The organism is Patulibacter minatonensis DSM 18081 (assembly GCF_000519325.1).
Lineage (GTDB): Bacteria > Actinomycetota > Thermoleophilia > Solirubrobacterales > Solirubrobacteraceae > Patulibacter > Patulibacter minatonensis.
Genome location: NZ_KI912613.1, coordinates 4,266,361 through 4,287,128, shown reverse-complemented (window position 1 = coordinate 4,287,128; position 20,768 = coordinate 4,266,361). Strand labels below are relative to the sequence as shown.

Genomic DNA, 20,768 nt, shown 5'->3' with positions numbered 1-20,768 from the left:
CCGCCCGCGGGCCGACAGGGCGCCCCGCACGCCGGCGCCGGCCGCGACCACCAGGTAGATCGCGACCGTGACGCCCGCGATCGACGCGCCCGCCGCCGTGCCCGCGTGGTACGAGAGGAGGAGGCCGCCGACGCCCGAGACGAGGGCCACGGCGACGGCGAACGCCATCGTCGGGCCGAGGCGGCGGCCGAAGGTGCGGGCCGTCGCGGCGGGGGCGACGAGGGTCGCGGCGACGAAGAGGTTGCCGAGCGCCTGGACGCAGACGAGGGTCGCCACCGCGATCAGGGCGACGAGGGCGACGTCGGTGACGCCGACCCGCAGGCCGGCGGCGCGGGCGCCGTCGCGGTCGAACGTCGTGGCGAGCAGGCGCGGGTGGAGGACCCGCAGCGCGGCGAGGACGAGGAGCGTGAGCGCCGCCGCGACCGCGACGTCGCCGTTCGTCAGGCCCAGGACGTCGCCGAAGAGCAGCTCCGAGACCCCGGTCGGCGTGTCGGGGGACAGCGCCATCAGGGTGCCGAGGCCGAACATCGACGTGAAGACGACGGAGATCGAGGTGTCGCGGTCGAGCGTCGGCACCCGCGAGGCGGCGGCGATCAGGAGCGCCGCGACGAGCAGCCCGACCGCCCCGCCGAGGACGAGCGGCGCGCCGATCAGCGCGGCGCCGACGAGCCCGGGGAACATCGCGTGCGGCAGGGCCTCGGCGCTGTAGGACAGCCCGCCCCACACGATCCAGCAGCCGAGCAGCCCGCCGGTCGCGCCGAGCAGGACGACCTCGATCAGCGCGCGCTGCATGATGCCGCTGCGCCACGGGTCGACCAGGCCGTCGAGGACGGACGCGAGGAGGGCGGGGTCGGTCATCCGCAGTGGTGCTCCGCGACGACGGCGAGCTCGCCGCTCTCCGCGACGCGGACGAGGTCCCCGCCGTACGTGCCCGCGAGGGTCTCCGCCGTCAGCGCGGTGTCGGGCGGGCCGTAGGCGACCTGGCGCCCGTTCAGGCAGAGCACGCGGTCCCATGCTCGGGCCTGGGCGACGTCGTGGGTCGCGATCAGGAGCGTGCGGCCCTCGGCGGCGAGCGCGGTGATCAGGTCGTCGAGCCGGCGGGCGCTCGTCGCGTCGAGTCCGCGGTAGGGCTCGTCCAGGAGGAGCACGCGCGCACGGCGGACGAGGGCCCGGGCGACGAGGACGCGCTGCCGCTGCCCGCCCGAGAGCTCCCCGAAGGTCGCGTCGACGCGGTCACCCAGCCCGACGGCGGCGAGGGCGTCGCGGGCGGCCTCGCGGTCCCGCCGGCCGGCGCTCCGCCACCAGGGCCGCCCGGCGATCGTGCCCATCAGGACGACGTCGAGGGCGGAGACGGGGAAGTCGAGCCGGGAGCGCTCGGTCTGGGGGACGATCGCGACGTCCCCCTCGACGGTCGCCCGGCCGGTGCGTGCGGCGAGCTCGCCGAGGACGACCCGGAACAGCGTCGTCTTGCCGCCGCCGTTGGGCCCGAGGACCGCGATCCGGTCGCCGGCGTTCGCGGTGAACGTCACGTCCCGGAGGGCCAGCGTCTCGTCGTAGCCGGCGCCGACGCCCTCGAGGGTCAGGAGCGGGGTGCCGACCGCGACCGGGTGGTCGGGGGCGAGCGCGGGGGACGGGGCGACCTGCGTGCTCATGGGCTGCTCCGGATCGGTGGCCGGGGCCACGTGGTCGTGGGAGTGGGCGTGCTCGGTCACAGCGAGATCCTGCATCCTCGGGCGCCGCCGGTGAAGCCGCGCACGACGGCGTCGGCGTTGTGCTGCTCCATCCCGAGGTACGTGGCCCCGGCGCTGCCGCGACCGCCCAGCGTGTCGCCGTAGAGCTTCAGGTCGACGGTCGCCCCGGTCTCCTTCGCGAGCGCGTCGGCGAGCTTCGGGTTCACGGAGTCCTCGGGGAAGATCGCGCGGACCCGCTCGCGGCGGACCAGGGCGGCCAGCCGGGCGACGTCACCGGCGGAGGCCTGCGCCTGCGTGGTCTGCGACGGGATCGCGGCGCCGACGACGCGGATCCCGTAGCGGCGCGTGAAGTAGCCGAACGCGTCGTGGCTCGTCACGAGCGTCCGCTCGCCGGCGGGGACGGCGTCGACGCAACGGCGGATGCCGCCGTCGAGCGCCCGGACCTTCGCCAGGTAGGCGCCCGCGTTCCGACGGAGCGCGACGGCGCCCGCGGGATCGGCGCGCACGAGGGCGTCGCGGATCGTGTCGATCGCGGCCTCCACGTTCCGCGGGTCGTGCCACCAGTGCGGGTCGTGGTCGCCGTGGTCGTGCCCGCCCTCCGCGTGGTCGTCCTCGACGCGGTCGTCGCCGCCGAGCACGGTCGGGACGGCCTCGCCGACGCGCACGATCGGGGCGTCGTCGCCGGACTCGGCGGTCACGTCGTCGATCCAGTCGTCGAGCCCGAGGCCGGACGCGAGGACCACCTTCGCGTGGCCCGCGGCGACGACGTCGGTGGGACGCGGCTCGTACTCGTGCGGATCGCTGCCGGTGTGGAGGACCTGATGCACGTCGACGCGGTCGCCGCCGACGTTGCGCGCGAGGTCGGCGAGCTGGGTGGTCGTCGCGACGACCCGCAGGCGTCCGTCGCCGCGGGCGTCGTCGGTGGTGCCGCCGACGACGATCCCGGCGCCGACGACGAGGGCCAGCGACGCCGCGGCGGTCGCCCGCACGCCCGGCCCGCGCGTCAGGCCGCGCTCGTGGAGCGCCCGCAGGCCGACGGAGACGGCGAACGTCGCGCCGGCGAGGACCGCGATCGTGGCCCCGGGCGGGGCGTTGGTCCGCGCCGAGAGCCACAGGCCGCAGACGCCCTGGACCGCGGTCAGCGCGACCGTCGAGAGCTGCCACGCACGGAGGCGCCGGACCCAGGGACGCGTGGCCGCCGCGGGCATCACCATCACCGCGGCGGCCAGCAGCGAGCCGACCGCGCTCAGCGTGGCGACGGCGACGACGGCGACCAGCAGGAGCAGCAGGGCATCCGGGCCACCGGCGCGGACCCCGGTGCTGCGGGCGCCCGCGCGGTCGAAGCCGACCGCCAGCCAGCGCGGCCCCAGCAGCACCGACGCGCCGAGCACGAAGACGGAGACCGCACCGGCGATCACGAGGTCGCGGTCGGAGATCACGAGGAGGCTGCCGAACAGGAGGGACGTGACGTTCGCCGCGCGCGGGAACGCGTCGCTGGCGAGCACCACGCCCGTGGCCAGGGCCCCGACGAGGACCATGGCGGTCAGGGTGCTGTGGTCCCCGGTCACGTCCTTCGCGGCGAGGCGCCCGACGGTCAGGGCGAAGAGCAGCGCGACGCCGAACGCCCCGAGCGGCCCGGCGAAGCCCAGGCCGGCCGCCAGGACGAGCCCCGGGAACGTCGCGGCGGCCACGCCGTGCGCGTAGAAGGAGAGGCCGCGGAGCACGATCCACGTGCCGAGGACCCCGGCACCGCCGGAGAGCAGCAGGACCTCCCAGAGGCCGCGCTGCACGAAGGGGAGGGAGAACGGCTCGAGCATCGTGCGGAGGCGGGCACGACCGGTGCCGGACCGACGTGGGATCCTACATGAGATCGGTTCCCATGTTCGTCGAGGTGTCCGCCGTCGGGGGTGACCTGCGGGTCCTCACAGGCGAGGACCCGCTCGCCCGGAGGCGCCGGCCGCAGGACGACGTGCGACCGGCGCACGCGCGGGGCCGACGGGGCACCATGTGCGGCGATGCTCCCCCCAGCCTTCCCCAGGCCGGGCGTCCGGCGCGGTGCACGTGGCGCGTCGGCGCTCGTCGTCACCGTGCTCGCCGTCGCCGCCGCGGCCCTCCCGTCATCTCCCGCCCGCGCGGCCGGACCACCGCTGACCCCGTCGGTCGTCGGCGAGGATCCGATCGGCGCCGGCGTCTTCCGCTTCCCGCAGGGCCTCGGGATCGACCCGAGGAACGGCCACGTCTTCGTCGCGGACCAGTACTCGGGCGTCGTCCAGGCGTTCGACGCGGGCGGCGCCCCGCTGTTCACGTTCGGCGGGCGCGCGACCCGCGGCGAGGCCGGGCGGCTCGGCGTCGTCGGCGGCGTCGCCGTCGACAAGCAGGGCCACGTGTTCGTCCTCGACAGCGAGAACGACCGCGTCCAGGTCTTCTCCGCCGACGACGGGCGGTACATCAGCGGGTTCGGCAACTCGTCGACCTTCACGCTGAAGTCGGGCTCCGACCGCGAGGACGCTGGCATCACGTCCGGCGGGATCGCGGTCCAACAGGACGCGCCCGGGAAGTCGGTCGTCGCGTTCGTCGCCGACAGCGGCGGCGACCGCATCCTCCGCTTCGCCCTGGACCCGAACTCGCTGCAGCCCTACGGCGCCCCGAAGTCGACCAGCGGCCTCGGCATCAAGCGGCCGCAGGGCGTCGGCGTGAACCCCAAGGGCGACCGCCTCTACGTGCCCGACAACCAGAACCACCGGCTGCTGGTGCTGAACGCGACGACGCTCGCGAAGATCGGGACCGCCGGGACCTTCGGGTCGGATCCGGGCGAGTTCAAGTTCCCCTACGACGTCGCGGTCGACGCCCGCACCCCGAACCAGGCGTACGTCGGCGACAACATCAACGGCCGGGTCAACGTCTTCGACGCCTCGAGCCTGAACTTCCTCGGCACGTTCGGCGGCTCCGGCTACCGCGTCGGGCGCTTCTCGATCGTGCGCGCGGTCGCCACCAACCCGCTGGACCCCGCGGGCGGCGTCTACGTGGCCGACACCGCGAACAACCGCATCCAGCGCGTCTCCGGCGACGGCGTCTTCACCGCCGCATGGGGCGTCGCCGGGCGCGGGCCGGGGTACGTCACCCGCGCCCGCGGCGTCGCCTACCGGGCGGACGGCACGATCGCGATCGCCGACACGTTCGCCCACCGCGCCGAGATCATCGCCGGCGACGGCACGTACATCGGGATGTTCGGCCGGATCAGCAAGCTCAACGGCTTCGCCGCGCCGGGCAAGGACACCGAGAACCAGATGACGCTCCCCAGCGGCGTCGCGTACGACACCTCCGGCGCGCTCTGGGTCGCGGACACGTTCAACAACCGCCTGGTCCGCTTCGACGGCTCCGGGGCCGTCATCGCGACCACCGCGCCGGGCGAGATCTCGCGGCCGCGCGGGGTCGCGGCGCTCCCGGACGGCGCGGTGCTGGCGACCGACTCGGGCGGCAGCCGCCTCGTGCGCGTCGAGCCCGGCGGCCAGGTCTCCACCAAGCGGGCGGGGCTGAACCGTCCGACCGCCGTGGCCGTCGGACCGACGGGCAAGGCCTACGTCGCCGGCCCGAAGCTCATCATCGACGACGACACCGGCGCCCGGGTCGCCCCGCCGGACGGCGCGCAGTACTGGGACGACCCGCAGGGCCTGGCGGTCGCGGGCGACGGCACCCTCTACGTGTCCGAGGCCCGGCCGGGCACCGCGAACGGCGCACGGGTGCTCCGCGGCACCCCGCAGGTGAACGGCGGCTTCTCGTGGGAGACGATCCTCACCGAGGGCCGCGGTCTCAACCAGGTCAGCGACCCCGCCAACCTGGCGCTGAGCCCCGACGGCCGCACGCTGCTGGTCGCCGACGCCGGGAACAGCCGCGTGCTGCGGCTCGACGCCCCGGGGGCCGCGCCGCCCGTCCGTCAGAAGGTGCAGGTCACGGTCGGCGGCGGACCGACGCAGGGCACCATCACGAGCGACCCGCCCGGCATCGACTGCGGCACCGACTGCTCCCAGCTGATCGGTGGCAATCGGACCGTCACGCTCACCGCGCGCCCGGCCGAGAACGCGCGCTTCGTCGGCTGGGGTGGCGAATGCGCCCCCGCCGGCGCCGGGACCGTGTGCCAGATCGCGGCGTCCAAGGCGCTGTCGATCGTCGGCACGTTCGGAGCGGTCCCGCCGCCCCCGGTCAAGCTGACGTCCGCGACGCTCTCGACGGCACAGTGGCACCTGACGCGCAAGGCGGTCCGCAAGCGCGGCAGCCGCAAGGCCAGGCCGGCCCAGCTCGCGACGAAGGCGAAGCTCCGGATCCGCCTGACGCAGGAGGCCCGCGTCCGCCTGCAGGTCGAGGAGTCCCGTCCGGGCAAGACGATCGGGAACGGCTCCAGGCGCCGGTGCGCCAAGGTCCGCTCGGGCGCGAAGGTCGCCGCGAAGGTGCGGTGCACCCGCTGGGCACTCCTGCCGACGTCCCGCACGCTGCGCCTGATCGCCGGGACGACCACCGCCGACGTCGGGCCGCGGTTCCCGGGACGGACGCTGAAGCCGGGGCTCTACCGCCTGCGGCTCACGGCGACCGACAAGCAGAAGCGCGTCGTCCAGCGGACGACCCGCAGCATCCGCCTCAAGCGCTGAGGCGGGCGGGCGTCGCGTCGGGTCGACGCGACGCCCGGGTCCGCGGGGCGTGGCCGCCGCGCAGCGGGGCCCGGCGTCTGGTTGGCTTCCGGGCGATGTCCGTCCGCCCGGAGCTCCCGCCGTCCGCCCCGCTGCCCGCCGGCGACGACGGGCCGATGCGCCCGCACACCGCCACCTGCTTCGGCTGCGGTCCCGAGAACCCCGCGAGCCTCGGGCTCTCGTTCGTCCGCGACGGCGACGTGGTGCGGGCCGACGTGGCGCTCCCGCCCGCCTACGAGGGTGCGCCGGGGCTCGCGCACGGCGGCATCGTCGCCGCGATCCTCGACGACATATCCGGCGCGATCCCGCGCACGCTCGGGCTGCGTGCGGTGACGGCGAAGCTCGACGTGGAGTTCGCGTCCCCGGTCGTGATCGGGCGGTCGCTCGTCACCGAGTCGTGGCTCGAGGCGCGCGACGGCCGGAAGATCCGGATCGTCGCGCGGCTGATGGAGGGGGAGCGGCTGCTGGCGAGCGCCCGGGCGCTGTTCATCGAGGTGCCGCCCGAGCACTTCCGTCCGCGCGACGCGGACCCGCCGGCCCGCCCGACGATCGCGCCCTGACCGGCGGGACGGGACGCAGGACCCCCGGTCCGGGGGCGAATCCGCCGTGCGCGCGGAGAGGTGCCGGTCGCGTGGGACGATGCGGCCATGAGCACGGAGCCTGCGTCCGCGGCCCTCGACGTCGCCGCCCTGCGCCGGGCGCTCGACGGGGACCACCACGTCGTCCGCGACCGGGTCCGGGAGCTCCTCTCGGACCCGTGCTTCGACCGCAGCGACGTCGGCTCCCTGGACCGCGACGCGTACCGCGACCGCGTCCTGGACTGGACGCGGCGGGTCGCCGCCACCGGCGAGACGATGCGCGGCTATCCCGAGGAGGTCGGGGGGCGGCACGACGTCGCGGGCTTCATCGCCGGCTTCGAGACGTTCGCGTTCGGCGACCTCTCCCTGCTAGTGAAGATCGGCGTCCAGTTCGGGCTGTGGGGCGGCGCCATCCAGCAGCTCGGCAACGCGGAGCAGCGGCTGGCGTACCTGCCGCGGGTCGGGTCGCTCGAGCTCCCGGGCTGCTTCGCGATGACGGAGCGCGGGCACGGCTCGGACGTCCAGGCGCTCCGGACGACCGCGACGTACGACCCGGTCGGCGCCGAGTTCGTGATCGACACCCCCGACGACCAGGCCAGCAAGGACTGGATCGGGAACGCCGCCCGCCACGGCCGCGAGGCCGTCGTCTTCGCCCAGCTCGTCGTCGGCGGGGAGTCGCACGGGGTCCACGCGCTGCTCGTGCCGCTCCGCGACGAGGGCGACGACCGCGCGCTGCCCGGGATCCGGATCGAGGACTGCGGCGACAAGCTCGGGCTCCAGGGCGTCGACAACGGCCGGCTGTGGTTCGACGGCGTCCGGGTGCCCCGTACCGCGCTCCTGGACCGCTTCGGGTCGGTCGACGAGGCGGGCGTCTACTCGAGTCCGATCGAGAGTCCGGGTCGCCGGTTCTTCACGATGCTCGGGACCCTCGTGCAGGGTCGCGTGTCCGTCGGCGGCGCGGCGGTCAGCGCGTCGAAGTCGGCGCTGACGATCGCGATCCGGCACGGCCTGGACCGCCGGCAGTTCGAAGACCCCGACGGCACCGAGGTCCCGGTCATGGACTACCTGGCCCACCAGCGGCGCCTGCTGCCGCTGCTGGCCACCTCGTACGCCCTGAGCTTCGCGCAGCACGACACCGTCGACGCGCTCGACGCGATCATCCGTGCGCCCGAGGGCGAGGACGTCGAGGAGCGGCGACGCGAGCTCGAGCCGCGCGCCGCCGGTCTGAAGGCGGTCGCCACGTGGCACGCGACGGAGACGATCCAGGAGTGCCGCGAGGCGTGCGGCGGCGCGGGGTACCTGCGCGACGCCGGGTTCGCGGCGCTGAAGGCCGACACCGACGTCTTCACGACGTTCGAGGGCGACAACACCGTCCTGCTGCAGCTCGTCGGCAAGACCCTGCTGACCGGCTTCCGGGACGACTTCGGCAACCTCAGCCCCCTCGGCACCGCGGGCTTCGTCGCCGGACAGGTGCTCGACGTGATCGTCGAGCGGACCGCCGTCCGACAGGTGCTCGGCGCGATCTCCGACGTCCTGCCGCGCCGGGACGGCGACGAGGGCGGTCTCGAGCGCGCCGATCAGCTCGAACTGGTCCGCGAGCGCGAGGAGCACCTCGTCTCCCGCGTCGCCCAGCGCCTGCGCGCCGGCATCAAGGACGGCCGCGACCCCTTCGAGGTGTTCTCGTACTGCCAGCCGCACCTCCTGGCCGCGGCCCGCTCGCACGTCGACCGCTTCGTGCTCGAGTCGTTCGCCGCCCGGGTGGAGCGCGAGGAGGACGCCGGCACCAAGGCGATCCTCGACCGCCTCTGCGACCTCCACGCCCTGCGCACCATCGAGCGCGAGCGCGCCTGGTACCTGGAGCACGGCCGCATCTCGGGCGGCCGCTCGAAGGAGGTCACCCGCCTCGTCGACCGCCGCTGCCACGAGCTGCGCCCGCACGCGGCCGACCTGGTCGACGCGTTCGGGATCCCGGACGCGGTGCTGGCGTCCCGGATCGGTGCGAAGGACGTGACCGGGGACCGCTGGTAGGCGGCGGGTAGGCGGCGGGTGCTGCGGATCGATGCCGCGTGACGGCAGGAACGTGCAGCGGCCGACCGGTGGACGGCGGGTGCTGCGGATCGATGCCGCGTGACGGCAGGAATCCGCAGCGGCCGACCGGTGGACGGCGGGTGCTGCGGATCGATGCCGCGTGACGGCAGGAATCCGCAGCGGCCGACCGGCGCCCGGAGGCCGGCGTCCGCTCAGCGACCCCGGAGATGCACCCGCAGCAGCCGGTCGTCGCCCGGCCGCTCGCTGCCGGGGTGGTCGAGGTTCGTCGTGCCGAGCCACAGGTCGCCGCCCGGGGCCGGGGCCACCGCCCGCAGCCGGCCGTAGACGCCGGCGAACTGCTTCGCGGGGGCGCCCAGTCCGTGCCGACGGATCGGGATCCGCCAGAGACCCTCGCCGCGCAGCGCCGTGACGTAGAGCGTGTCGTGCAGCACCGTCACGCCGCTGGGGGAGGCGTCCTTCGTCGCCCAGACGATCTCGGGCTCGCGCATCGTGCCCGGCCCGGCGGGGTAGTCCGGCTTCGGCCCGGCGACGTGGCCCTCGCGCAGCGGCCAGCCGCCGTTGCCGCCGCGGACGATGCGGTTGACCTCGTCCCACTTCGCGTCGCCGAGCTCGCTCTCCCAGAGCCGGCCGCGGTGGTCGAACGCGAAGCCCTCGACGTTGCGGTGGCCGATCGACCAGACGGCGGTCCCGTAGGGGTTGTCGGGCGGGACCTGCCCGTCCGGGGTGACGCGGAGGACCTTGCCGTTCAGGCTCGCGAGGTCCTGCGGGCGGATCCGCTTGCCGCCGTCGCCGGTGCCGATGTAGAGCATCCCGTCAGGCCCGAACGCGAGCGCCCCGCCGTTGTGCTGGTGCTCCGTCGGGATCCCGGTGAAGACGGGCGTGATCGTGTGCGCCGGGTCGTCGGTGGAGAAGCGGACGACGCGGTTGTCCGTCGACGTCGACACGTACGCGTAGACGAGGTGGTCGCGCCGGTAGTGCGGCGAGCGCGCCAGGCCGAGCAGCCCACCCGACGCGGTGTCGGTGGCGATGTCCGGGATCGTCGTCAGCAGCGTGGGCGGGCCGCCGTCGGCGGGCACCCGCAGGATCCGGCCGGTGTTCCGCTCGTCGACGAGCGCCGAGCCGTCCGGGAGGGGGAGGACGCACCACGGGATCTTCAGGCCGGTCGCCCGCCCGGTGACCGGCGGATCGGGTGGGGCCGGGGCCGTCGGGGTCGGGGAGGGGAGGGTCGTGGCGGGCGGTGCCGGGACAGCCGGCATCGCCGGCGCGGACCCGGTCCTGGCCGGCGGGGAGGCGGCCGGCGACGCCGCCGTGCCGGGCGCAGGCGACGGCGTCGCCGCGGCCGGCCCGTCCGCAGCGACCACCGCGGGAACCGTCATGAGGCTGGCGGCAGAGGCGAACGCGACGAGCGCGCCGCGGAAGGGACGAGCACCGGGACCGTGCATGCAGCAAGCATGCCAACGGTGGCCGGGGCGGTGCGACGGTTCCCGCCGTTCGGCGGACGTCCGGGGGCGTCGAGAGCGTGCACACCGTCCGCTCCGGCGGAGTGATTGCCGATCCGGCACGAACGCTTGCCGTAGGCGCTGGATCGCGCAACGGTGGCTCGGTGAGCACGCCGCACCCGGACCATGACGACGCGGCGGGCATCCGGCACGACGACGCGGCGGGGGCCGACCGCGACGACGCAGCGGCCGCCCCCCGTCGGCCGGACGAGCGGCCGCCGACGACCGCGACCCCGTTCGCCGACCCCGACGCCGCGGCGCGGTACGCCGACGGGCCGCGCCGGCTGGTGCCCGGCCTCGACGCGCTGCACCGGATGACGGGCCTCCTGCTCGCCGAGGGCGCTCCGGACGACGCACGGATCCTCGTCCTCGGGGCGGGCGGCGGCCTGGAGCTGCGGCACCTCGCGGCGACGCAGCCCGGGTGGCGGTTCCACGGCGTGGACCCCTCCGGACCGATGCTGATGGCCGCCGAGCAGCACCTCGGGGACCTCGCCTCCCGCGTCCGGCTGCAGGAGGGGTACGTCGACGACGCGCCCGACGGCCCCTACGACGGCGCGGTCTGCCTCCTGACCGTCCACTTCCTGCCGGAGGACGAGCGGCGACGGACGCTCGAAGAGCTGCGACGGCGCCTGGCGCCCGGCCGGCCGCTGGTCGTCGCGCACCACAGCATCCCCGGCGGGTCCGCGGAGCGGGAGGCGTGGCTCGGGCGCTTCGCCGCGTTCGGGATCTCCTCCGGGGTCCCGGCGGGGAACGCCGAGCAGGGTCTCCGCGCCGTCGGCACGAAGCTCCCGGTCCTCACGCCCGAGGACGACGAGCGGCTGCTCCGGGAGGCCGGCTTCCGCGACGTCGGGCTGTTCTACGCGGCGTTCACGTTCCGCGGGTGGGTGGCGTCCGCCTAGGCCGGGACCGGCGCCTCGTCGAGCGCCTTGCGGATCCGCTTGCTCGACACCGGCTTGGCGGGCGCATCGGGGCGGCCCGGGTCGCGGACGGCCTTCGTGCCGACGCCGCCGGCGAACTGGACGACGCGGAGCTCTTCGAGCATCCAGCGGACCTCGGAGAGCGCCGCGGGCAGCGGGCGGCCCGTCGGCCACGCCTCGACGCGCCGGGCGTAGGCCTGCTCCAGCTCGTGGACCGCCAGCATCCGGTCGGTGTCCGTCGCGCGGGCGTCGGGCAGGCGGTCCAGGCGGGCCGCGGCGGCCTCGAGGTACCGCACGACGTCCGGGAGCCGGCGGGCCCCGGTGTCCGCGACGAAGCCCGGGCGGACGAGGCGACCGAGCTGGGCGGTCACGTCGCGGTACGCGGCCTCGAAGGCCGGGTGCGGCGGCGCCGACGCGAAGCGCTCCAGGCGCGAGCGGACCTCGCGCTCGGCGACGATCACCTTCACGACCTGCCCGAGGACCCGGGCGGTCGCCTTCGGCAGCGCGCGGCCGACCGCGCCGTGCAGGGCGCGGAACGCGGCCTCGTCCCAGACGGGGCCGCCCGCTGCCTGCACCAGGCCGTCGACCGTCGCGGCGATCGTGTCGTCCATCACCCGGTCGACCGAGCCGTGCGGGGCGGTCGCGAGCGTCAGCTGCGCGCTCGTCGGCAGCGACTGGACCACCTTGCGGGCGGGGGAGGGTGTCGTCAGGAGCAGCAGGCGACGAATGCCGCGGTGCATCGACTCCGCCTGGGTCGACGGGTCGTCGAACGCGCGGACGCCGACGGCGGTCTCCTCGTCGACGAGGGCCGGGAAGACGCGGACGCCGTGCTCGCCGCCGCCAGGGAGGCCGATCTCGCGCTGCAGCGTGCCGAACGTCCAGTCCTTCTGCCCGTGGCGCTCGAGGTCGGGCGTCGCGTCGTCGAGGCGCTTGCGGAGCGTCGGGCGCAGCTCGACCCGCAGGGCGGCGAGGTCGTGCCCGGAGGCCAGCAGCGTGTCGTCGGCGTCCTCGATCCGGAACGTCATCCGCAGGTGCGCGGGCAGGGCGTCGAGTCGCAGCAGGCCGGGCGTCACCTGGACGCCCGGGAGCTCGCTCAGCTCACGCGCCAGCGCCACCGGGAGCGGGGCGCTGCGCGGCGTGATCCGCTGCATGATCACGTCGACGGTGTCGGGGATCGGCACGAGCTCGCGCCGGAGGTCCTTCGGCAGCCCGCGGACGAGCGTCTCGATCAGCTCGCGCCGCAGGCCCGGGACGAGCCACTCGAAGCCGACGGCCTTGATCTGCGGGAGCAGGTCGAGCGGGACGTGGACGGTGACGCCGTCGTGGTCCGTGCCGGGCTCGAACGCGTAGGAGAGCCGCAGGACGTGCTCGCCCTGCTTCCACGCCTCGGGCCGTTGCTGCAGGTCCTCGCCGGCCCCGACCGAGAGCTGGCTGCGCTCGTCGATCAGCAGGTCCTGCGTGAAGTGCAGGAGCTCGGGGGTCTTGCGCTTCTGGTCGCGCCACCAGCGGTCGAAGTGCGCGCCGGAGAGGACGCCTTCGGGGACGCGCTCGTCGTAGAAGCGGAAGAGGACCTCGTCGTCGACGAGGAGGTCGCGGCGCCGGGCGCGCTCCTCCATCGCCCGGACCTCCTCGACCATCGCCGCGTTGTGCTCGAGGACCTGCCGGCCGCCCGTCTTCCCGCCGTGCCACTCGCCCTCGACGAGCGCCTGGCGCAGGAAGATCTCGCGGCTGAGGACGGGGTCGATCTGCCCGTACTGGACGGGCCGCCCGGCGACGACCGGCAGGCCGTAGAGCGTGGCCCGCTCGTCGGCGACGACGGACGCGCGCTTCTTCGACCAGCGCGGCTCGGCGTACGTGCGACGCAGGAGGTGCCCGGCCAGGGGCTCGATCCACTCGGGCTGGATGGTCGCGGCGGTCCGGCCCCAGAGCCGCGAGGTCTCGACGAGCTCGGCGACCATCGTCCACGTCGGCGGCCGCTTCGCCAGCGTCGACCCGGGGAAGATCTGAAACCGCGCGCCGCGGGCGCCCAGGAACTCGGGGCGCTGCGGGCGGCCCTTGCGCTGGATCCGGCCCTTCTGGTCGGTCTTCTGCGTCTCGTCCTTCAGGCCGACGTGGGAGAGCAGGCCGGACAACAGGGCCTGGTGGACGTCGTTCTCGTTCGCCTGGCGGGTGCGTGCGGCCTCGCGCTCCGCGGCGCGGAGGCGGGCGACGCCGGTGCCGCCGGCGCGGTCGACGGGACGGAGCCCGGCCTCGCCGGTCTGCTCGCGCCAGGAGCCGCCGGCACGTGGCCCCGTGTCGGTCGCGCCGGAACCGTCGGCGCCACCGACCGGGGTCGACGCGGTCTCGGTCGCCTGGGTCGCGGCCTGGCCGTCGCGGCCTCGGCCCCGCCCGCGGCGTCGGGCGTTGCGGTTGCCGGTGGTGTTGGCGGGGCGGACCCCGCCCTCGGCGTCCGACGAGCCGCGCTGCCCGCGGCCACCGGAGGTGTCCGCGTCCGGCCCGCGGCCCGCGGCCCGACCGTCCTGGTCCGCCCCGTCCGGCGCGTCGGCCTCGAGCGGTCCGTCCGAGCCCAGTCCTGTCGCGAACCCCGGCCGCTTGCCGCTCCCTCGCGGCACCGTGATGCCCGTGCCCTTCGCGGCCTGGCGCAGCTGGGCGACGAGGTCCTGCCACTCGCGGATCCGCAGGTAGTGCAGGAACTCCTGCTTGCAGCGCTTCCGGAACTGGCTGCCGGAGAGCTCGCGCTGCTGGGTCTGGAGGTACTCCCAGAGGTTCAGGAAGCCGAGGAAGTCGGAGGTCTCGTGCTTGAAGCGCGCGTGGGACTGCTGCGCCTGCTCCTGCTTGTCCTGGGGCCGCTCGCGCGGGTCCTGGATCGACAGCGCGGCGGCGATCACGACGACCTGCTCGGTGCAGCCCAGGCGATCGGCCTCCAGCACCATGCGGCCCAGGCGCGGGTCGATGGGCAGCGCAGCGAGCGTCCGGCCCGTCGGGGTCAGGCGCTTCTTCGGGTCCTCCTCGTCCTGCTTCAGCGCGCCGAGCTCCTCCAGGAGCTGGATGCCGTCCCTGATCTGGGGGCGGTCCGGCGGCTCGAGGAACGGGAAGTCCTGGATCTCACCGAGGCCGAGCGCGGCCATCTGGAGGATCACGGACGCGAGGTTCGTGCGCAAGATCTCCGGGTCGGTGAACTCGGGCCGCGCGTCGAAGTCCTCCTCCGCGAACAGGCGGATGCAGATGCCGTCCGAGGTGCGGCCGCAGCGGCCCTTGCGCTGGTTCGCCGACGCCTGGGAGACCGCCTCGATCGGCAGCCGCTGGACCTTCAACCGCGACGAGTAGCGGCTGATCCGCGCCTGTCCGGGGTCGACGACGTACTTGATGCCGGGGACCGTCAGCGAGGTCTCGGCGACGTTCGTGGCGAGGACCACCCGGCGCCTGCCGCCCGGCGCCTTCCGGAACACGCGCTGCTGCTCCTCGGAGGACAGCCGGGCGTAGAGCGGCAGGACCTCGACGGCACCTCCCGGTCCCGGCCGCGTGTCCTTCGACCCGCCGAACCGCCCGCGCAGCGCCTCGGCGGTGTCGCGGATCTCGCGCTCGCCCGACAGGAAGACGAGGACGTCGCCCGGCGCCTCGTGGCCGAGCTCCTCGACGGCGTCGCCGATCGCGTCGATCTGGTCGCGGTCCTCGTCGCCGTCCTCACCCTCCACCGGTCGGTAGCGGACCTCGACCGGGTAGGTGCGCCCGGAGACCTCGACGATCGGGGCGGGCTCGCCCGCGCCGTCGCGGAAATGCTCGGCGAAGCGCTCCGGATCGATCGTCGCCGAGGTGATGACGACCTTGAGGTCCGGCCGCTGGGGCAGGAGCTGCTTGATCACGCCGAGCAGGAAGTCGATGTTCAGCGACCGCTCGTGCGCCTCGTCGATGATGATCGTGTCGTAGCGGCGCAGCAGCCGGTCGCGCTGGATCTCGGCCAGCAGCAGGCCGTCGGTCATGAGCCGGACGAGCGTGTTCTCGCCCGAGTGGTCGTTGAAGCGGACCGAGTAGCCGATCGCCTCGCCCATCTGCGTGTTCGTCTCGTCCGCGATGCGCTCCGCGACAGTGCGAGCGGCGATCCGGCGGGGCTGCGTGTGGGCGATCTGCCCGCGGATCCCGCGCCCGAGCTCCAGGCACATCTTCGGGATCTGGGTGGTCTTGCCCGACCCGGTCTCGCCGGCCACGACCACGACCTGGTGCTCGCGGATCGCCTCGAGCAGGTCATCGCGGCGCTGCGAGACCGGCAGGTCCTCGGGATAGGAGAGCTCGGGCACGCCCTCGCGGCGGGCGGCGACGGCGACCTCGGCCCGCTCGATCTCGTCGACGAGCTTCGCGAGGTCCTTCGCCCGGACGTCCTGGTCCTTCTGGTGGCGCAGCCGGTCGACCTTGCGGATCAGGCGGTGCTCGTCGCGGAGGCGCAGCTCTTTCAGGCGGGCGCGGAGGTCGCCGACGGACGGGGCCGTGGGCGTGGCGGAGGTCTCGTCGACCCGGTCGTCCGGGGAGGACGGACCGGGGTTCTCGCGGGCCTCGTCGGCCGGGGCGTCGGGGGCGGTCGACGCGCCCGCGGGCGTCGGTTCGGGCGGCACGGGCATCCCACCCAGGATAGGCGGCGACGCCGCCGGGCCGCGCGACGGCGGGCGTGCGGCCGTCCTGCGTGCGAAGGTTCGGGTCCGACCGGTCCCGCGGTCCCGTTCCCAGGAGCTCGTCCCATGTGGTCCCCACGCCGGCGTCCCGGTCTCCATCGCGTCGCACCGCACGCCGCCCGGCCGTCCGAAGCGCGATGACCCGTCCGGGGCAGGCCGTCGCCGACCCGCGACGTCGGGAGGACGCTCGTCGCGGGCTCCCGTGGCTCGTCCTCGTCGGGGTGCTCGCGGTCGTGGGCGTCGTCCTGCTCGTCCGCGGCGGGGGCGACGACCGTCCGGACTTCGCGGTCCGGGATCCGACGCTCCCGTCGTACGCGTCACGGGACGGTGAAGGGCTGATGGGGGACCGGCGCCGGATGCGCCCCGTGGTCGACGACCGGCACCCCGGAGCGGGCGACCCCTACGTCGTCTCGCTCGTCGGTCCGGGCAGCGCGGTCCTCGGGTATGCGGAGCTCGTGCTCGACCGGGGCGCGAAGCCGCTCCGGATCCGTCAGGTGGGGTCGGCGTACCGCGTCGAGCGCGACGGGGACGACCGCTCCACCTACGTGCGGTGGCACGGGTGGGTGGCCCGGGAGCCCGCGGACTTCGGCGCCGGACGTTCCGCTCCCCCGCTGCACTGGCGGTCGGCGGCCGGTGCGGGCGTCCTCGTCCGACCGGGGGAGACCGTCCGGCTGCGCACGCGCTACGACGTGCCGGGCTCCCGCGACCGGTTCTGCACCACGCAGGTCTTCGACGGAGGCGGGGAGTGGGAGATCCACGCCGCGGGCGGCGCACCCGACGACTCCGGGCTCGACGAGGCCGGCTGGACGACGCTCCCCGCCCGGTCCGAGGACGCGCACGGTGTGCGAGTCATCACCGTCCGGACGGGAGCGAACGGCACGGTCGGCTTCCGGATCGGTCGCGACGGGTGCCGGCCGAGCTCCGTCACCGGACTGGCGGGCGACCGTGACGACGACTGACCCGAGCGGTCCGGGCGACCGGCCGTCGCGGGCCCGGACCGCGGTCCGGCGCATGGGATCCGGTCGGGCCGGGCACCGGCGAACGGCGTCCACCCCGTCGTTCGTCCCCGTCCCGGAGTCCCCATGTCCGTCCCCCGTCGTGCCGTCCCTGCCGTCGTCGTGCTGGTCGCCCTCGTCGTCGCGGCAGTGGTCGTCGTCGTGGCCCGGGGCGACGGCGGCCTCCCGTTCCGGGCCGGGGAGCGGGAGTCCTCCCGGCCGGTGAGCGGCGAAGGGCTCCTCGGCCGGGCACGTGCGCCGCGGGCGGCCGTCGGCGACACCTTCACCGAGGCCGACACGCCCATCGTCGAGTACCACGGCCGCGGGAGCCTGACCTTCGGGTACCACGTCGTCCGGCTGCGCGAGGACGCGCCCGCGCAGCGGATCCGCCAGCTCTCGAGCGCGCAGGTCCTCCGCGACGACCCGGACCCCGCGGTGCGCTGGAAGGGCTGGGTCGCGCCGCAGCGGCCCCGCGACGAGCTCCGCCCGGGGGAGTTCGCCGTCGACGTGGTCGGGTCGTGGCGTCCGGCCGAGGGCGAGGGGGTGCTCGTGCGGCCGGGCGAGATGGTGCGGCTGCGCACCCGCTTCGACGTCTCCGGGCGCACGACCGGGCCCTGCAGCGAGGTGACCTTCGAGGACGGCCCGACGTGGGAGGTCCGAGAGGACGGCTCCGACGGCGCGTGGAAGCTCCTGCGGTACCGCGATCGCGACCCCGCCCGCGACACCGTCGCCCGCACCGGCATGGACGGGCGGATCTCGTTCCGGGCCGGCGCCCGCTGCGACCGCGACACCGACGAGGGCACCCACGAGAGCACCGTCGCCATCGACGGCCCGCTCGGCGAATGACGCCGGCCGCCCTCGATCCGGGGCGTGCCCCGGACGGACGTCCGAGCGGGTCCGCCCGTCGGACGGCGCGTGACCGGAGTCCTGCCGGGCCCGGGAGGGCCCGCCGCTACAGTCCGCCGCGTGACCGACCCAGCCGGAACGCCCGAGTCGAAGCCCGAGCCGCTGAAGGTCGGGACCCATTCGGGCTCGTTCCACGCGGACGAGGTCTTCGCGCTGGCGACCCTGCGCCTGGCGCTCGGGCCGCTCGAGATCGTCCGCACCCGCACCCCGGAGAAGCTCGCCGCGTGCGCGATGCGGATCGACGTGGGACGGAGGTACGACCCGGAGACCGGCGACTTCGACCACCACCAGGGGGACGTCGGGGAGCGCGAGAACGGCATCCGCTACGCGTCCTTCGGGCTGGTCTGGAAGACCTACGGCGAGCAGCTCGCCGGGAGCCCCGAGGTCGCGGCGTCGGTCGACGGACGGGTCGTCGCGCCGATCGACGCCGGCGACAACGGGCAGGAGCTCTACGAGCCGCTGATCGAGGGCGCCCAGCCGTACGCGGTCCCGGGCGTCATCGCGGCGATGAACCCGCCGTGGGACGCCGAGGACGGCGCCGCCGCCGAGCGCGCCGCGTTCGACGAGGCCGTCGACCTGGCCGAGGGGATCATCCGACGGGAGCTCGAGGCGTCCCAGGGCCGGGCGCGTGCCGCCGACCTCGTGCGCGCGGCGCTCGAGCGCTCCGAGCACCCGCGGATCCTCGAGCTCGACCGCGGGATGCCGTGGCGCGGCGTCGTGAAGAAGGAGGCGCCGGACGTGCTGTTCGTCGTCTCGCCGCGGTCCCGCGGCGACTGGAGCCTCCAGGCCGTGCCCGCCGGAGATCACGGGTTCGCGAACCGGCACGACCTGCCGGAGAGCTGGAAGGGCCTGGAGGGCGAGCCGCTGCAGGAGGTGACCGGCGTCCCGGACGCGGTCTTCTGCCACGTCGCGCGGTTCATGGCCGTTGCGGGCAGCCGCGAGGGCGTGCTCGAGATGGCGCGCCAGGCGGTGCTGGACGCACCCGCGCCCGCGCCGGCGGACCCGGCGCCCGCCGACTGAACGACGCCCCCGGGAACGGTCGTCGGTCGGTCGGCCGAGGGCCGGCGATCAGGCCACGACGAGCCGGGCCCGCGGCGCGCCGGTCAGGAGTTGACGGCCGCCGTCGACGCGGACGTCGACGCGATCACCGCGGTCATCACGGCGACCTGGACGTCCGCCACGGCGCTGCGGACCGCCTCGGCGGCCCACGGGCCGTCGGCGATCTCCTCGGCGCGCCGCTTCAGCGCCTTCTTGTCGTCCGTCGGCACGACCTTCGTGATCTGATCGATCGCCTGGACGAGCCCGATCAGCGCCGCGGTCCGCTCGTCCGGGTCCGCGCCGTCCAGCAGCGCGGCGTGGACGTCGCGGCGGACCTCGTCCTCGCGGTGGCCGTCGCCGGCGGGCCACCGGGTGTAGGAGACGATCCCGAGCGCCTTCTTCTCGTCGCGGCGCAGCTCGCCCGCCGCCTCGAGACGCTCGAGCACGCGCTCGCGCAGGCCCTTGCGGAGCTTCTCGAGCGACGCCTTGGGCCTCCGGCCCTCCTTCCCGCGGACGATCTCGAGTCCGTCGTCGAGGAGGTCGTCGCCCGTCGAGCCGTCCGTCTCGACGACGAGCCGGCCCTCCTTGACGTCCTCGCCGTCGTCGGCGACGCGCACGTGCCCGCGGATCGCGAGCTCCACGAGCACGCCACCGGCCAGCGCCAGACCGACGGTGTGCCGGTCGGTGACACCCTTCCCGGAGTCGTCGTCGTGCAGGAGCAGGGCCAGGTCCTCGGAGACGAGCATGCGGGACGGCTACCCCGGGGCAACGGGTCGGACGCGTCCGCGCACTACGCTCCGGGGCATGCGCCTCGAGGCCCTCCACCACGTCACCATGATCACCGGCGACGCGCAGCGGACCGTCGACTTCTACGGCGACGTGCTCGGTCTGCGGCTCGTCAAGACGACGGTGAACTTCGACCAGCCGGAGGCCTACCACCTGTACTTCGGCGACGAGCAGGGCAGCCCGGGTTCGGTCCTGACGTGGTTCGAGTTCCGCGGCGCCCGCAAGGGACGCGCCGGGGCGGGCATGGTCCACCGGCTCCAGCTGGCCGTCGCCGACGTCCCCGCGCTCGAGTTCTGGGCCGGGCGGCTGCAGGAGCGCGGCGTCGTCCTGCGGGGCGGCAAGAACGGGGTCCTGTTCGAGGACCCCGACGGCCTCGGCCTCGAGCTCACCGTCCACGACGTCGGCGCGCAGCTGAAGGCGGCGCACCCCGACGTCCCCGCCGAGCACGCGATCTCCGGCGTCATGGGCGCCCGCGCCTACTCCGCGAACCCCGACGCGTCGGTGCTCGTCCTGAACGACCTCCTCGGTTTCCGCCGCGAGCCGTCCGACGACGGCGACGAGTGGACCGTCTTCGGCGAGGCCCGCCACGTCCACTGGACGCTCGACCCGGCGCCGAGCGCCCCGGGGGTCCCGGGTGCCGGGACCGTCCATCACATCGCGTGGGGGAGCCGGGACGAGGACCACGAGGCGTGGCGGGCACAGCTCGCGCAGGCCGGCGCGAACATCACGCCCGTCATCGACCGCGACTACTTCCACGCGATCTACTTCCGCGAGCCCGGCGGCGTGCTCTTCGAGATCGCGACGCTCGGACCGGGCTTCGTGACCGACGAGGACGCCGCGCACCTCGGGGAGCAACTCCGTCTGCCGACGCAGCACGAGCCGCTGCGGGAGCGCCTGGCGGGCGAGCTGACGCCCGTCGTCCACCCGCGCACGGGCGAGCCGATCAGCTTCGACGCGCCGTAG

Annotated in this window: 14 protein-coding genes; 8 read left to right on the top strand and 6 right to left on the bottom strand. The window is 75.2% G+C overall.

The features are described 5' to 3' along the window. The 3 genes from PATMI_RS31905 to PATMI_RS35145 all read right to left on the bottom strand — a co-directional run. Positions 1 to 858 (bottom strand): metal ABC transporter permease (locus PATMI_RS31905; RefSeq protein WP_084270113.1); only part of this gene is annotated, 858 nt, incomplete at its 3' end. Beyond that, entirely contained in the window at positions 855 to 1,712 is an 858-nt protein-coding gene (locus tag PATMI_RS31900; RefSeq protein WP_245604227.1) for a metal ABC transporter ATP-binding protein, read from the bottom strand. The genes PATMI_RS31905 and PATMI_RS31900, both read right to left, overlap by 4 nt. Then, complete coding sequence (locus tag PATMI_RS35145) at positions 1,709 to 3,508, bottom strand: metal ABC transporter solute-binding protein, Zn/Mn family (RefSeq protein WP_051472079.1); 1,800 nt, start codon at positions 3,506 to 3,508, stop codon at positions 1,709 to 1,711. Before PATMI_RS35145 ends, PATMI_RS31900 begins: the two co-directional genes overlap by 4 nt. Positions 3,509 to 3,706: 198 nt before the next feature. Here PATMI_RS35145 and PATMI_RS0120020 point away from each other — a divergent pair, with 198 nt between their 5' ends. The 3 genes from PATMI_RS0120020 (at position 3,707) to PATMI_RS0120010 (ending at position 8,979) form a co-directional block, all read left to right on the top strand. Beyond that, positions 3,707 to 6,334 (top strand): NHL repeat-containing protein, encoded by a 2,628-nt coding sequence (locus PATMI_RS0120020; protein WP_026912174.1) that lies wholly within the window; start codon positions 3,707 to 3,709, stop codon positions 6,332 to 6,334. A gap of 95 nt (positions 6,335 to 6,429) precedes the next feature. After that, positions 6,430 to 6,933, top strand: a complete 504-nt coding sequence (locus PATMI_RS0120015; RefSeq protein ID WP_051472078.1) for a PaaI family thioesterase — start codon at positions 6,430 to 6,432, stop codon at positions 6,931 to 6,933. 87 nt (positions 6,934 to 7,020) lie between these two features. Then, positions 7,021 to 8,979 carry an acyl-CoA dehydrogenase family protein gene (locus tag PATMI_RS0120010; RefSeq protein ID WP_026912172.1) on the top strand — a complete coding sequence of 653 codons (1,959 nt, stop codon included), beginning with the start codon at positions 7,021 to 7,023 and terminating at the stop codon, positions 8,977 to 8,979. Positions 8,980 to 9,191: 212 nt separating this feature from the next. Here PATMI_RS0120010 and PATMI_RS31890 read toward each other — a convergent pair whose 3' ends face one another. After that, complete coding sequence (locus PATMI_RS31890) at positions 9,192 to 10,256, bottom strand: PQQ-dependent sugar dehydrogenase (protein ID WP_084270403.1); 1,065 nt, start codon at positions 10,254 to 10,256, stop codon at positions 9,192 to 9,194. Positions 10,257 to 10,783: 527 nt separating this feature from the next. On the opposite strand from PATMI_RS31890, the gene PATMI_RS31885 reads away from it, so the two are divergent. Continuing rightward, positions 10,784 to 11,398 (top strand): methyltransferase, encoded by a 615-nt coding sequence (locus tag PATMI_RS31885; RefSeq protein ID WP_051472418.1) that lies wholly within the window; start codon positions 10,784 to 10,786, stop codon positions 11,396 to 11,398. On the opposite strand, the gene hrpA is transcribed toward PATMI_RS31885, so the two are convergent. Further along, positions 11,395 to 16,029 carry an ATP-dependent RNA helicase HrpA gene (hrpA, locus tag PATMI_RS38375; protein WP_084270112.1) on the bottom strand — a complete coding sequence of 1,545 codons (4,635 nt, stop codon included), beginning with the start codon at positions 16,027 to 16,029 and terminating at the stop codon, positions 11,395 to 11,397. The two genes, PATMI_RS31885 and hrpA, sit on opposite strands and share 4 nt — an antisense overlap. Positions 16,030 to 16,217: 188 nt before the next feature. On the opposite strand from hrpA, the gene PATMI_RS0119990 reads away from it, so the two are divergent. The 3 genes from PATMI_RS0119990 to PATMI_RS31875 all read left to right on the top strand — a co-directional run bounded on the left by PATMI_RS0119990 (position 16,218) and on the right by PATMI_RS31875 (position 19,001). Further along, the gene (locus PATMI_RS0119990) at positions 16,218 to 17,039 is read left to right on the top strand and encodes a hypothetical protein (RefSeq protein ID WP_026912171.1); all 822 of its coding nucleotides are present in this window, start codon (positions 16,218 to 16,220) and stop codon (positions 17,037 to 17,039) included. A gap of 123 nt (positions 17,040 to 17,162) precedes the next feature. Further along, entirely contained in the window at positions 17,163 to 17,921 is a 759-nt protein-coding gene (locus tag PATMI_RS0119985) for a hypothetical protein (protein WP_026912170.1), read from the top strand. 120 nt (positions 17,922 to 18,041) lie between these two features. Then, positions 18,042 to 19,001, top strand: a complete 960-nt coding sequence (locus PATMI_RS31875) for an MYG1 family protein (protein ID WP_245604226.1) — start codon at positions 18,042 to 18,044, stop codon at positions 18,999 to 19,001. Positions 19,002 to 19,084: 83 nt separating this feature from the next. Here the strand turns inward: PATMI_RS31875 and PATMI_RS0119975 are convergent, their stop codons facing one another. Further along, positions 19,085 to 19,765: a GOLPH3/VPS74 family protein gene (locus PATMI_RS0119975; protein WP_026912169.1), complete on the bottom strand. Its 681-nt coding sequence runs from the start codon at positions 19,763 to 19,765 to the stop codon at positions 19,085 to 19,087. 58 nt (positions 19,766 to 19,823) lie between these two features. Between PATMI_RS0119975 and PATMI_RS0119970 the strand changes: the two genes are divergently transcribed. After that, positions 19,824 to 20,768 carry a VOC family protein gene (locus PATMI_RS0119970; protein WP_026912168.1) on the top strand — a complete coding sequence of 315 codons (945 nt, stop codon included), beginning with the start codon at positions 19,824 to 19,826 and terminating at the stop codon, positions 20,766 to 20,768.